This window comes from Streptomyces sp. NPDC090088 (assembly GCF_044747345.1).
GTDB lineage: Bacteria > Actinomycetota > Actinomycetes > Streptomycetales > Streptomycetaceae > Streptomyces.
Genome location: NZ_JBIVDZ010000015.1, coordinates 131,434 through 144,533, shown reverse-complemented (window position 1 = coordinate 144,533; position 13,100 = coordinate 131,434). Strand labels below are relative to the sequence as shown.

Below are 13,100 nucleotides of genomic sequence, written 5' to 3'. Positions count from 1 at the left end.
CGGGTCAGTAGGCGTCGGTGACCTGGCCGAACTCCGCGTACGGCGCCGGCGGGGCCGGCTCGTTGACGTAGACCCGGTCGGGGCTGTAGTTCCAGTGGGTCGTCGGCGGCCGGTCCGGCGCGTACTCCGTGGGCAGCGGCGGCATGTCGTCGGGGTTCATGTCGTCGGGCTCCTCGGCCCAGCTCTTCTCGAACGAGCACATGAAGATGCCGTAGACGTGCAGGTGCCAGATCTTCCACTCGCCGTTCTCGAGGATGAAGTCGCAGGCGTACTTGCACCAGGCCCAGTTGGCGACCGGGGTGGGGTCGTCCAGCTTGTGGAAGCTGGGGCCGGTCTCGTGGCCCGGGGAGACCCAGACCCCGCGGGCGGTCCGCAGGTCGTCGGCCACCTCGATGACCGGAGTGGTCAGCGCGTGCATGTGCATCTTGCCGGTGGGGTCGCCGTCGGCCCAGACATGGAAGCCGGGGTAACAGCGCTTGATGCCCTCGGGGCCCTCGTAGACGCCCCACATCATCTCGGCCCGCACGTCGGGGGTGTCCATCGCGAACAGGTCGAGGCATTCCTGGTGCATGTTCGCGGAGTGGAGGAAGGAGTAGCGGCCCATCAGGTTCTGGATCTCGTGGGTGGCCTCCATACGGGCGAGCCGCTGCTCCACGGTCATGGCCTTGGCCCGGCTGGAAACTGTTTCGACTGACATGGGAAGCCTTTCGGTTCTGGCTTTCGGTTCTGTGGGAAATTCGGCGCTCAGCGCCCGTGCACCACGACGGTTCCCGCGGCGGAACGGCCCGCGATGCGGCCGGAGTTGTAGCTGAAGGAAGTGCTGTTGCCCGACATGACGAACGGATAGGTGCCGCCGTAGAGGTCGTTGACGTCACGGCCGGCCCCGAAGAGGCCGGGGATCGGGAGGCCCTGGGTGTCGACGGCGCGGCACAGGTCGTCCACGGCGAAGCCGCCGAGGCTGCCGTAGCCGCCCACGGAGAACCGGGCGGCGTAGAGGACCTGGCCGTCCTCGATGGGCCGCAGGTAGCGGGCGGGTTTGTGCATGAGGGTGTCCCGCCCGGTGCGGCACGCATGGTTGTACTCGTCCACCGTGCGGCGCAGGGTGACGGGTTCCAGGCCCGCGCGGTCCGCCAGCTTCGCCACCGACCCGGCGCGCAGGATGTGCGGGAAGCCCTCCGCGACGGCTTTCGACACCGAGGCGTCGAAAGCCGGGGGCCCGGTGAGCGGGAGCTTCGACATCAGGAAGTCCCAGCCCTGCCGCTCGTAGTGGGCGTTGATCTCCGCGGTGAGGATCATCAGGCCGTGCCCGCCGGGCTGTCTGCCGACCGCGTTGGCCGCGTAGCCCGGGTGCCGCATGACCGACTCGTCCATGAAGCGCCGGGCGAGGCCGTTGACCATCAGGTTGGGCTGGCGGAAGGAGCCGAGTTCGGGCGGGGTTCCGCCCGGACCCCAGTACGGCTCCGGGAGGCAGACGTAGGTTTCCATCATGGTCGGGCTGGGCGCGGCACCGGCCGCGAGGGCCAACGCGATGCCGTCGCCGGTCAGTTCGGGGTGCGAAAAGGAGAACAGGTCGGTGCCGTGCCGGTAGCCGGTGTGCTGTTCGATCAGCCGAGGGGAGCCGCCGAAGCCGCCGGTGGCCACCACGACCGCACCGGTGTCCACGCGCAGGGGACCGTCCGCTGTGGTGGCGGTCACGCCGACCACGGCGCCGGCCGCGTCGGTCACCAGGTCCCGCGCCCGGCACTCGGTGCGGATGCGCACGCCGAGCTCGCGGGCGCGCTGGGCCAGCACACCGGTGATCTCGGGGCTGTCCGGCTCCCGGTAGTGCCAGGTCGGCTGGGCACCGAGGTAGTAGGCGACCACGTCGCTGAACTCGACGCCCAGCCCCGCCATCCAGTCGATGGTGTCGGCGGACTGTTCGACGTACGCGGAGACCAGCCGGGCGTCGCTGCGCCACTGCGTGTGTTCCATCATCCGGTGGAACGCCTCGTCGCGGGTGAGCGCGATCTGCCGATCGCGCTGCATGCGCGTCCCGACGGCGAAGAGTCCCGCGCCGCCGTGGATGGCTCCGCCGACCCGCTCGGTCTTCTCCAGGACGAGGACCCGGGCGCCCGCCTCGGCGGCGCTGACGGCCGCCGCGAGCCCGGCGCAGCCGGTACCGAGGACGACGACGTCGGCGGTGTCGTGCTGTGCTTCGGCACGCGCTTCGGTGTGTGTCCCGCCGGTCATGGCCTGGCCTCCTCGGCATACCGGCCCGCCTGCTCGCCCGCGATCCGGCCGGAGTTCACGGCGAAGCCGAGTGCCATGCCGAACAGGTGCTGACCGCAGTAGTCGGCACCTTGCCAGCCGGAGGCCATCGAGCCGGACACGTACAGGCCGGGCACGGGACTGAAGTCCTCGCCGAGGGCGTGCATCTCCTCGTCCACCCGGACCGGGCCGACGGTGTCGATCATCATCGGGCCGAACCGGATGGCGTGGAACGGCGGTTCCACCAGGGCGCGCAGATAGCGGCGGTCCTTGACGAACTCGGCGTCGTAGCCGCGGGCGCAGTGCTCGTTGTAGTCGGCGACGGTCTTCTCCAGGGCCTCGGCCGGTGCGCCGATCCAGGCGGCGACCTCCGCCCACGAGTTGGCGGTGACCGCCCAGTCGCCCACGGCGGCAGCGCTGTCCAGGTGCTTGCGCAGATGTGCGGGGCGCAGCGGGGCGCGGGGCAGCAGCCAGCCGTTGTCGTCGACGTCGCGGATCATGGCGTCGTCGTAGAGGGCGAAGCCGGTCATGCCGGGCTGGCGCAGCAGCGGGTTGGCGCCGGTCTGGAGGTGGATCGCCACGGCCTCGTCGCTGAAGCGGCGGCCCAGCCGGTTGACCCAGACGGTGTCGGGCTGGCGGGTGGCGGGGCCGAGGCTGTACTCGTTGGGTCGCTCGCTGCTGGAGCAGGTCTCCTTGATCAGCGTGGCGTGCGGTTCGAGGCGGACTCCGACCTCCGCGGCCATCCTGATGCCGTCGCCGGTCATCGGGATACGGAAGCCGGCCAGGGACTCGTCGTAGAAGTAGAAGTACTTCCGCATGAGTTCCGAGTCTCCGTGGAAGCCGCCGGTGGCGAGCACCACGGCGCGGGTCTCGACGAATTCCTCCCGGCCGTCGCGTTCGACGACCACGCCGGTGACCGCGCCGTTCTCGTCGGTGCGCAGGGCGACTGCCTTGGCGCCGGTCCACACCTCTCCGCCACGGGACTGGAACGTCTCTCCGAGGGCGCGGACGACCTGGCTGAACTTGAGCAGGGTGTGCCCGCCGTGGTCTTCGAGCCGGGCCGGGACGTGCCAGGTCGGGGCGTGGTCGGGGGACATCTTGTACTCGACGCTGATGAGGAAGTCGATGCCGGTCTTCTCCGTCAGCCAGGCGATGGTCTGCCCCGACTTGTTGATGACGGCGCGCAGGATGCGCGGGTCGACCCGTTCGTGGTGGTGCCATGCCATCGCGGTGCGGAACACCTCGTCGGCCGACACGTCGACGATGGCGTCGCGCTGCTGGCGGGTCTCGCAGGCCCACAGTCCGGTGGCGAAGACGGCGTTGCCGCCGAGCTTGGCGCGCTCCTCGATCAGGAGCACGCGGCCCGCGCCGATGTCCTGGGCCGCGACGGCGGCGACCGGCCCTGCGCCGCCGCCGCCGATGACGACGACGTCTGCGGATGTGCTTGGTTGCACGGGTGAGCCTCCTGATCGGCGCTGGTGTGAGGGTGCGAGCAGTCTGGGCAGGCCCCGTCGGTCAGGCCAAGAGGTTGCGGCATCGCGCGTGGGGATCCGAGGGATCGGACGGGCGGTTGGAGATTTCCGATATGCGTGAAATGGGAAATCAGAGGTTCACCCATCGGCCGCCGCGATACAAGGGGCCGCCAACCCTTGTGGACAAATGGCTTTTATGCGATAAAAATTGACACGCTAGTTATGTCGCGTAAGCCCCATGCGATGCCTCCGAACAGGTGGTTCGGGCTTCTTCAAGGGCGCTCGCACACGCACCAACGGCCCCGGCGATACCAGAGATCGCCCAGATCGATCATCCGGCCGTATTCCCAGCCCTTTCGGGAGCTGTTCCACTCCTGGTCGAACCGCCACGGCCAGCCTGCCGGCGGTACGTACGTCCAGGGAGCCCACATGAACCGAACCCGCCGGGCCGCCGCCGTCGCCGGCGTGGCGCTGCTGATCTCCGCCACTGCCGCCTGCGGAAGCGGCGGCTCCACCGGCAGCACGGGGGGCGGCGACACCCTCGCCATCGGCCTTCAGATGTCGCTGCCGAGCCTCAACCCGGTCCTCAGCCCCATCAGCCCCACCCTGGTGTACGCCTACGACCCGCTGATCTACCGGGCGAACGACGGCTCCTACGTGCCGGATCTGGCCACCAAGTGGGGCTACGTCGGCAGCGGCAACCGCACCTTCGAGCTGACGCTGCGCTCGGGTGCGAAGTTCTCGGACGGCACACCGCTCACCGCGCAGGCCGTGAAGAACTCCATCGACTACTTCCTGAAGACCCCGAACTCCAACCTCGCCGCGGCGGGCCCGGTCTCCGCCGTCAAGGCGGTCGGACAGCACACGGTCCGCATCACCTACAAGTCGGCTTTCCCCAACGCCGTGGACTCCCTGACCCAGTTCTGGGGCATCGGGCTGATCATCGGTCCCAAGGGCCTCGCGAGCCCGAAGAGTCTGGAGACCTCCACCGACGGCGTCGGCCAGTACAACCTCGACGCCTCGGCCACCCGGACCGGATCGGTGTACACCTTCGTGGCCGGCAAGACCTACTTCAGCCAGTCCGCGATCCGCTACAAGAAGATCCAGATCCGGACGTACGCCACCGACAGCGCCCGCCTGAACGCCCTCAAGTCCGGCCAGATCCAGGACGCCACCCAGATCTCCCTCGGCCAGACCGGCGTCGCCGCCGCGAACGGCTTCCAGCAGCTCAAGGGCAACACGACCTGGATGGTGGCCCAGTTCCTCGACACCAAGTCCGGGCCCCTGGCGTCCAAGGCCGTCCGCCAGGCGCTCTCCTACGCGATCGACCGGAACACGATCGTCAAGGACTTCTACGGTGGATTCGCCGTCGCCCAGGACCAGTTCACCCCGCGCGGACTCGCCGGCTACAGCTCCGATCTCGACAACGCCTACTCGTACGACACCGCCAAAGCCAAGCAGCTGCTCAGCTCCGCGGGATACACCAAGGGCTTCACGCTCAAGCTGCTCACCGACCAGACTGCCGACCCCGGCGGATCGCTGGGCCAGGTCCTCAGGAGCCAGCTGGCCAAGATCGGAGTCAAGGTCGAACTGACCGTCAACACCGGCACGTTCCCCCAGCTCCAGTCCAAGCTCGCCTCGGGCACGTACGACGCGGCGCTGTTCAATCTCGCCTCCGTCGACCTGTACTCCACCGCCACCCAGTCCATCGTGTCACCGAAGTCCCTGCTCAACCCCTCCTCCACCGCCGACCCCACGGCCATGCGGCTCCTGAACGCCGCCGCCACGGCCTCCGGAACGTCCGCGATCCAGGCGGCACTGGTGAAACTCAACGCCTACCTCACCGGCTCGGCCGTCGGTCTGCCCATCGTCACCCGCACCAACGTCGACCTGATCAGCACCGACGTCGCCCTTCCCGCCAAGTCCTATGTCACCCCTCAGCCGACCATGATCGGCCCCGCCGCCTCCTACGCCTTCGCGGCAAAGTAACCCCGAGGTAAATAGACATGACTATCCGTCAACTCGTCGTCAGGAGGCTGGCCGTCGGGTTCGCGCTGCTGTTCGTGGTGTCGGCGCTGACCTTCGTGCTGGTCGCCCTGATCCCCGGTGATCCCGCCCGCAGCATCCTCGGCAACACCGCGACCGCCCAGCAGATCACGGCGCTGCGTTCTCAGTTGGGCCTCGACCGGCCGCTGTGGGCGCAGTACGCCTCCTGGGTCGGTAACGCCCTGTGCGGTGACCTGGGGAGTTCGCTGATCGCACCGCAGTCCGTCGCCTCCACCTTGAACGCCGACCTCAGCGTGACCCTCCCCCTGACGGTCGGCGCGGTCCTGGTGACCATGGCCGTCGGGGTCGCCGCCGGAACCCTGGCCGCTCTGCGGGGCGGTGTGGTCGCCCGGCTCATCGACCTCGTCGCGCTCACTGGACTGGCCCTGCCGTCGTTCTGGGTCGCCCTGGTCCTGGGCGAGTACTTCGGCGTGCGCCTGCACTGGCTGCCCGCCACCGGTTTCGTCGCCTTCGCCGACTCACCGTTTGGCTGGCTGCGCAGTCTGGTGCTGCCAGTGGTCGCGGTGGCGGTCGGCGGTGTCGCCGCCGTCGCCAAGCAGACCCGGGAGAGTGTGGACGGCGTTCTGAGGCAGGAGTACATCCGCGCCCTGCGCGCCGACGGCCTTCCGCTGCGGCGTCTGCTGTTCCTGCACGTACTGCGCAACGCCGCCATCCCCGTGGTGGCGGTCGGAGGCACCCAGTTCGTCGCCGTACTCGGCGGCACCGTCATCGTCGAGAACGTCTTCGCGCTGCCAGGACTGGGCTCGACCGTGGTGCGCGCCGCCCTGGACCACGATCTGCCGCTGATCGTCGGCGCGGCCGTCTACTTCTGCGCGCTCGTCGTGCTCGCGAACCTGCTGGTCGACGTGCTGTTCGCCCTCATCAACCCCAAACTCCGGAACGTCTCATGAACGCCCTCGCCAGCCTGCCGCGCCGTCTCGCCCGCAAGCGGGTGGCGCTGGCCTCCCTCGCCTTCCTCGTCCTGTTCGTGGCGCTCGCCCTCGCCGCCCCGTGGCTGCACCTGCCGTCCCCAACCGAGGGCGAGCTGGCCGACGCCCGGCTGGGCCCTGGCTGGGCGCACCCGCTCGGCACCGACCAGACGGGCCGCGACACCCTGAGCCGCCTCATCTGGGGCGCCCGTCCCTCGCTCCTCTACACGACCGAGGCCGTCACGGTGGCCCTCGCTGTCGGCATACCCCTGGGAGTGCTGGCCGGGTTCGTCGGCGGCAGGGTGGACCGCGCGGTGATCGCGGCGGACGACGTCGTCATGGCCATGCCCGGCATGGTCGTCCTGTTGGTGGTCCTGGCCATCTTCGGCAGCCATGTGCACTACGCGATGATCGCCATGGGCCTGATGCTCAGCGCACCGTTCCTGCGCGTGGTGCGGGCGGCCACCCTCGACATGCGCCGCGAGGCGTTCATCGACGCGGCCCGCGTCGCGGGCCTCTCCTCCTGGCGGATCATGTGGCGACACGTCCTGCCGCGGATCGGCGGAGTGGTCCTCGTCCAGGGCGCCCTGCTCACTGGCATGGCGCTCCTGCTGTCCACCGGCATCGCCTATCTCGGCTTCGGCACCCAGCCGCCGAACCCCTCGTGGGGCCTGATGATCGGCGACGGCGCCCAGATCATGGGATCCAGCCCGTGGCTGGTGCTGTTCTCGGGTGCCGCGATCGGACTCACCGTCATCGCCTGCGGACTTGCGGGCGACGGGCTCCGCGACATCGTCACCGAGCAGTGGAGTGGCACCACGCGCCCTGTCCCGCCACCACGCGTGCTGGTCGACCGCCGCCTCGGCACCCCCTTCGACGCTAACGCCGACGACACGGTCCTGCGCCTTGAGGACCTGAGCATCCGATACCCCTCCACCGAAGGACACCGCACGGTGGTGCGCAGGGTGAGCCTCACCCTGCGCGCCGGGGAGACGCTGGGGCTGGTCGGCGAGTCCGGCAGCGGCAAGACCGCCATCGCCCGGGCCGTCATGGGCATCCTCGTCGGCGGCGAGATCGAGGCGGGCCGTGTCGGCCTCGCGGGACAGGACATCACCGGCATCGCCCACTTCGCCCCGGCGCAACGGTCCCGGCTGCGGATGGGCTACGTGTCCCAGGAGCCACACGCCTCCCTCGACCCTTCCTGGCGGGTCGGCCACCTGGTCGCGGAAGCCCTGCGCCGGCACCGCGGCCTGACGGCGGCACAGGCTCGCGAGACGGCGATCGCCCTGTTCGACCAGGTCAGGCTGGAAGATCCGGAGGCGGTGGCCCGCCGGTATCCACACGAGCTGTCCGGCGGCATGGCCCAGCGCGTGGCTATCGCCCGCGCCCTGGCCTGCCGTCCCAGGCTGCTGATCGCCGATGAGCCCACGACAGCCCTCGATGTCACGGTCCAGGCCGAGATCCTCGACCTGCTGCGCGGCATCCAGGCGGAGACCGGCATGGCCCTGCTCCTGATCACGCACGACTGGGGCGTCGTCGCCGACCTGTGTGACCGGGCCGCTGTGCTGAGAAACGGGGAGATCGTCGAGCACGGCCCGGTGCTCCAGCTGTATACCGACCCCCAGCACGCCTACACGCAGACCCTGCTCGCGTCGGCCCCGACTCAGATGATCGCCGAATTCCGTCACGAAGGAGCCGACAAGTGACAGAGCAGCACACTACGGCCTTCACGGCCGGAGCCCGCACCGCGGAACCGCTGCTGGCGGTCGAAGATCTGCGGGTCAGCTACCGCAGGCGGCCTCGGGATAGCGGCCGCGCTGCCGTGGACGGGGTCAGCCTGACGATCGCCCCGGGCGAGACGGTGGGTGTGGTCGGCGAGTCCGGGTCCGGCAAGTCGACGCTCGCCCGGAGCATCGTCGGTCTGGCCGAGCCCTGCGGGGGCCGGATCACCTTCGACGGACACGACATCACCCGGGCCGCGCACCGCGACCGCCGCCGGCTGGCGCGGCACATCCAGTACGTGTTCCAGGACCCGTACAGCTCGCTCAACCCGACGCGTACGGTCGGCAGCACGCTCACCGAACCGCTGTTGGCGTCCGGACGCGGTGACCGGACCACCCGGAGAGCGAAGATCCAGAACATCCTCGAACTGGTCGGTCTGCCCGCTGACGCCGCAGACCGCTACCCCGGCTCGTTCTCCGGCGGGCAGCGGCAGCGGATCGCCATCGCGCGGGCCCTGGTCGTCTCCCCGCGCCTGGTGATCTGCGACGAGCCGACGAGCGCACTGGACGTCTCGATCCAGGCCCAGATCCTGCGCCTGCTGCGCGACTTGCAGGTGCGCTTCGGGATCAGCTACCTGTTCATCGCCCACAACCTCGACGTGGTCCGCTGCATGTCCGACCGCACGGTCGTCATGCGGCGTGGACAGGTGGTCGAGGAGGGACCGGCCGAGCGGATCGCCACTGAGCCCACGCATCCGTACACCCAGGCACTGGTGGCGGCCATGCCGCTGGCCGATCCTGTCGCCCAGGGAGAGCGGCGCAACCGACGTCGGACGGAGGGTGACGGCACCGTGAGATGACCGACACGGCTATTACCTCGGATGGGAACACCGTGTCGTGCTCCGTCGCCGCCAGTCTCGGCCGGGAGCATGACCAACCGTGACGCTCTGCCTGGTCCCTGCGAAGCCACTTCTGCCGATCGGCGTCCGTACGCCCCGTTCGTGAACCGCGCTCTGGAACCCCGGGTTGGGTTCTGCATGCGGTGCAGACATGCCCTAACGGCAATGCCGTTACGTTACGGGTCTTAGCTTTCCACCGGTACTCCCCAACGTAACGCCTCAACCTCCTCGGACACGTCTGCGCAGGCCCCCGGAATCCATCATCGAACTCAGCGACGGCGACGAACCTCACCTTTGTGCAGAACCCGTCCATTGATACTGCCATCAAACACTGTTGAGGCCCCATCGGAAATACTTCCGGTGGGGCCTCAACAGCTAAGCAATTTACCAGCACTATCGGACCCTACGACTGTCTCAACCGAGTAAGCAGCAAGATCGGAGAATCCTCATCGGCATGCGCCACCCCGACCGAGAGGTATCCCCGACCAATCCTCCAGCATCCGCTTTCGGTGAAGTCCACAGCGTCTTCCTTGACGTCCGGAATTTCCTCAATAGTAGATCCGGCACCTACGGCGCCGAGGAGTTCATCGCGGATTCGATGAACCCTTTCAATCTCCGCGGAGTAATCCCCATCAACCGCCCCCGCATACTCCGGAAGGCCCCAACCTGGAGGGATCATCTGGAAGACGAACTCCAGGAAGCCATATGCCCATTCGGAAAAGACAGACGCTAGAAGCTTCCCGTGGCTCCACTTACGAGGAAAGACTGGACCATAGCACCAACGGGCACCCATCCGGCCTCTTCGCACAGTCTCGCCGGGGACTGCGCTCGGCCTCGAGCAGAATGTGAGTGGCGGGCGGAAAGACGATGTTGAGCAGGATCTTGTGGTCTGCGTCCGAGTAGTGGGTGGTGATGACGTCGATAGGCAGCAGGTCGTCGAGCCGGCGGCGCTGTGGGGGGCGTAGCCCGTACCAGGGCCAGGAGGTGGGTGGCGTCGTGGTTGGCGGCGAGCGGCAGGATGCGGGCAGCACCTCACAGAGCCTGCGGGGGCACAGGGCGGGTGAGGACGACCTCCAGGGCGTGCTGGGTCATCGCCGGTCCGTGTCCCCACTCGGCGTCGGCGGGTGCGGGAAGTGGCAATGGATGTGGGCGGCGTGCAGGAGGGGTCGAAGACCTGCCAGTCGGCGAGGGCGAGATCGAGGGCGGGTCCCGTGGTGTGGGTGGGGCAGCGCTGGGCGCGCCAGCGCAGTTGGTGGGCGTAGGGCAGGTGGCTGAGGTCGTAGACGGCCATCGTGGTGTCGGGGAGGGTGAGCTGGCCGCGGGTGGGTCCGGTGGGCAGAAGTCTCCACCGGCCTGCCAGGTGGCCTGGGGCGAGGACCGGATGGGTGCAACGGCGGTGGTGGCGCGTCTGGGCGACGCAGCGGATGTCTTCGAGGGGGCTGCGGCCGAGGTAGGGGACGAGGAGGATCCGGACGATGGGGCGGGCGGGTTGTCCGGCCTCGGCGGTTGGCACGGCCGCGGGAGTGTGGGGGCAGGGTCGGGGGGTGAAGGCGCCGGTGTCAATGAGGCGTCGGGAGTTCACGGCGAGTTCGCGGCGCAGCGCCGTGAGCCGGGTATGGCCGGTGTGGGAATGCAACGGCTGCTGGGGGCAGAGGGCGGCGTGGGGGATGCGGCACCAGGCGCTGCCGTCGTCGTGGGGGTGGGCGATGCCACCGCCGATGTGCCAGCGGCAGGACGCGGGGGTGCCGACGACGGCGACGTCCGCGGGGTGCAGAGCGATGGGGCGATCGTCGTGGCGAGGGTACCAGTCGACGCGGTTGCCGCAGTGCCGGCAGCGGCCGCTCTGCCCTGCGCGCAGCAGCCAGCTCGGGCCAGCCGGGGCGATCTGCAGGCCGCGGCGGCGAGGAGCATGGCGGGAGCTGCCGTCCCAGTGGCGGTGCGTGGGCAGGGAGTCGGGGTGCATGGCGGAGACCGTGCCAGGTGATGCGCCGATGGCCGCAGGCGGCTTCGGGGATGTCACACGATCAGCCCCATATACGGGAACACCCGCCCGAAGCGTGGATCTTTCGTTCGATGCCGTCTCGCCTGGGCGGGTGATTTCTTCCTGCGCTTGGCGGGCGGTTGTCGGTGCGGCCGGGTCAGGGCTGAGGCGTACCGGGGACGGTGTGGCCCTCACACAGGGGGATGAGGAAGCGTTCGATGGGGACGCCGAAGGCGTGGGCCAGGGCATGCCAGGTGGTGATGCTTCTGGTGCTTCGGCCGTGTTCGAGGTCGATAAGGGTGTGCCGGCCAGGTTGCTGCGTTCGGCGAGTTGATCGATAGTCCATCCGCACTCGCCCCGCAGCCGCACGAGTGCGACGCGCAGCGCATTGAGGTTGGGGTCGGGCGGGATGATCGTCACCCCACCATCCGAAGGTGCAGACCTCTGCCCCGTCAGTGCAGGAGGACGGTCGGCCGATGAGGCTCGGCAATGCCGCGGTGCGGCGAATCTGGACAGTGGAACTGCACCCGCAGGCAGGCGGAGCCAACCTCGTCTACGCCCAGTGCACCGCCCACGCGCCCGCGTGGGCGGCCGCCTCCGCGCGATCCGCCGCCCTGGCCCATCTGGCCTGCCACGCGCGCGCCGACGCGCTGGCATCTGCGCACCTGCCAGTGCCGGCCCCAGGGCTGCCACTGGCATCCGGCCACCGCGGCTGCGCCGGCCCGGTCCTGCTCGACCTCACCCTAGGCCGCGGCGGCCGCGTCTGGCGGCTCGCCGACGCCTGCGCGGCATGCGCCGCTGCGACCAGCCACACCGCCGTCGTCCCCAACACCCAGCTCAGCAGCCCACGCTCCCCCGGAAAATTGCCACGCTGGACAGGAAGAGGAGTTGTGGGGTACCGCCTCAATGCTCATGGACGGGACCGCGCGGGCCACTGATCAAGGTGTCCGCAGCACCGGACTTGCCCAGAGACGAGACATCACGGCTGGAGAAACCCAGCTTCGGTCAGGACCTTCTGGCCCTCGGCGGACTGCACGAGCGCGATGAACGCCCTCGCGGTCTCGGCGTTCTTCGAGTCCTTGAGCAGGGCGATCGGGTAGTCGTTGATGGCGCCAGCCGACTCGGGGAAGTTCACGCCCTCCACCTTGTCACCCGCAGCCTTCACATCGGTCTTGTAGACGACCGCGGCGTCGGCCTCCTTCAGCACCACCTTGTTGAGGGCGGCCTTAACATCCTCCTCATATGAAGCAGGAGTGAGCTTCAGCTTGCTCGCTTCCAGGGCCTTCTGCGCCGCAGCGCCGCATGGCACCGTCTTGTCACACAGCACGACCTTCAGGTCCGAGTTCGTGAGGTCCTTCAACGACGAGATCTTGTCGGGGTTGCCCGGCAGCGTGGCGATCTCAAGCTGGTTACGGACGAAGGTGGCCGGCTCGCTCGCGTTGTCTTTGGCGTCCGTGACGATCTTCATCGTCTTGGGGCTGGCGGAGGCGAACACGTCGGCAGGCGCGCCGCTGGTGATGCTCGCGGCGAGGGTGTCACTGCCACCGAAGTTGAAGGTGACCTTCGTGCCCGGGTGGGCCTTCTCGAACTGCTCGCCCAGCGTCGTGAAGCTCTCCTTCAGCGAGGCCGCAGCGAAGACTGTCACGTCGCCGGACAGCTTGTCCGAGACGGAGGCCGACGCGGAGGAGTCGGACTTCGCGGAGGAGTCGGAGGAGGAGCAGGCGCTCAGGGCCAGCAGAGCGGCTATGCCTGCGCCGGCAACCTGCGGCATCCGGCGGGGCCGGTGTTCGGAGCGAGTAATCACG

General features: G+C 69.0%; 9 protein-coding genes and 1 pseudogene. 4 read left to right on the top strand and 6 right to left on the bottom strand.

The window, feature by feature from the left end; all coding sequences use genetic code 11:
• Window positions 1-4: 4 nt before the first annotated feature.
• The 3 genes from ACIPSJ_RS49950 to ACIPSJ_RS49940 are packed head-to-tail and all read right to left on the bottom strand — an operon-like array spanning window position 5 to window position 3,701.
• Complete coding sequence (locus ACIPSJ_RS49950) at window positions 5-697, bottom strand: nuclear transport factor 2 family protein (protein WP_401356726.1); 693 nt, start codon at window positions 695-697, stop codon at window positions 5-7.
• Window positions 698-744: 47 nt separating this feature from the next.
• Window positions 745-2,229, bottom strand: coding sequence for an FAD-dependent oxidoreductase (locus ACIPSJ_RS49945; protein ID WP_401356724.1), 1,485 nt, complete (start codon window positions 2,227-2,229; stop codon window positions 745-747).
• Window positions 2,226-3,701 (bottom strand): FAD-dependent oxidoreductase, encoded by a 1,476-nt coding sequence (locus tag ACIPSJ_RS49940; RefSeq protein WP_401356721.1) that lies wholly within the window; start codon window positions 3,699-3,701, stop codon window positions 2,226-2,228. The genes ACIPSJ_RS49945 and ACIPSJ_RS49940 overlap by 4 nt, the downstream gene beginning before the upstream one ends.
• A 447-nt stretch (window positions 3,702-4,148) precedes the next feature.
• Here ACIPSJ_RS49940 and ACIPSJ_RS49935 point away from each other — a divergent pair, with 447 nt between their 5' ends.
• The 4 genes from ACIPSJ_RS49935 to ACIPSJ_RS49920 are packed head-to-tail and all read left to right on the top strand — an operon-like array spanning window position 4,149 to window position 9,275.
• Complete coding sequence (locus ACIPSJ_RS49935) at window positions 4,149-5,708, top strand: ABC transporter substrate-binding protein (RefSeq protein ID WP_401356719.1); 1,560 nt, start codon at window positions 4,149-4,151, stop codon at window positions 5,706-5,708.
• A gap of 17 nt (window positions 5,709-5,725) precedes the next feature.
• Window positions 5,726-6,676 carry an ABC transporter permease gene (locus ACIPSJ_RS49930; protein ID WP_401356717.1) on the top strand — a complete coding sequence of 317 codons (951 nt, stop codon included), beginning with the start codon at window positions 5,726-5,728 and terminating at the stop codon, window positions 6,674-6,676.
• Window positions 6,673-8,400: a dipeptide/oligopeptide/nickel ABC transporter permease/ATP-binding protein gene (locus ACIPSJ_RS49925; RefSeq protein ID WP_401356715.1), complete on the top strand. Its 1,728-nt coding sequence runs from the start codon at window positions 6,673-6,675 to the stop codon at window positions 8,398-8,400. The genes ACIPSJ_RS49930 and ACIPSJ_RS49925 overlap by 4 nt, the downstream gene beginning before the upstream one ends.
• Window positions 8,397-9,275 carry an ATP-binding cassette domain-containing protein gene (locus ACIPSJ_RS49920; RefSeq protein ID WP_401356712.1) on the top strand — a complete coding sequence of 293 codons (879 nt, stop codon included), beginning with the start codon at window positions 8,397-8,399 and terminating at the stop codon, window positions 9,273-9,275. The genes ACIPSJ_RS49925 and ACIPSJ_RS49920 overlap by 4 nt, the downstream gene beginning before the upstream one ends.
• A 442-nt stretch (window positions 9,276-9,717) precedes the next feature.
• Here the strand turns inward: ACIPSJ_RS49920 and ACIPSJ_RS49915 are convergent, their stop codons facing one another.
• From ACIPSJ_RS49915 to modA, 3 genes and pseudogenes are all read right to left on the bottom strand, one after another.
• The gene (locus ACIPSJ_RS49915; protein WP_401356710.1) at window positions 9,718-11,277 is read right to left on the bottom strand and encodes a DUF6083 domain-containing protein; all 1,560 of its coding nucleotides are present in this window, start codon (window positions 11,275-11,277) and stop codon (window positions 9,718-9,720) included.
• Between the two features lie 175 nt (window positions 11,278-11,452).
• Window positions 11,453-11,715 (bottom strand): annotated as a pseudogene (locus tag ACIPSJ_RS49910) (helix-turn-helix transcriptional regulator).
• Between the two features lie 559 nt (window positions 11,716-12,274).
• Window positions 12,275-13,096, bottom strand: coding sequence for a molybdate ABC transporter substrate-binding protein (gene modA / locus ACIPSJ_RS49905; RefSeq protein WP_401356777.1), 822 nt, complete (start codon window positions 13,094-13,096; stop codon window positions 12,275-12,277).
• Window positions 13,097-13,100: the final 4 nt, after the last annotated feature.

What these genes read in the sequence shown, in the direction of transcription:
- ACIPSJ_RS49925 (WP_401356715.1), top strand. Translation starts at nt 6,673, where the DNA reads ATGAACGCCCTCGCCAGCCTGCCGCGCCGTCTCGCCCGCAAGCGGGTG.
- ACIPSJ_RS49950 (WP_401356726.1), bottom strand. Translation starts at nt 697, where the DNA reads ATGTCAGTCGAAACAGTTTCCAGCCGGGCCAAGGCCATGACCGTGGAG.
- ACIPSJ_RS49945 (WP_401356724.1), bottom strand. Translation starts at nt 2,229, where the DNA reads ATGACCGGCGGGACACACACCGAAGCGCGTGCCGAAGCACAGCACGAC.
- ACIPSJ_RS49930 (WP_401356717.1), top strand. Translation starts at nt 5,726, where the DNA reads ATGACTATCCGTCAACTCGTCGTCAGGAGGCTGGCCGTCGGGTTCGCG.
- ACIPSJ_RS49935 (WP_401356719.1), top strand. Translation starts at nt 4,149, where the DNA reads ATGAACCGAACCCGCCGGGCCGCCGCCGTCGCCGGCGTGGCGCTGCTG.
- ACIPSJ_RS49915 (WP_401356710.1), bottom strand. Translation starts at nt 11,277, where the DNA reads ATGCACCCCGACTCCCTGCCCACGCACCGCCACTGGGACGGCAGCTCC.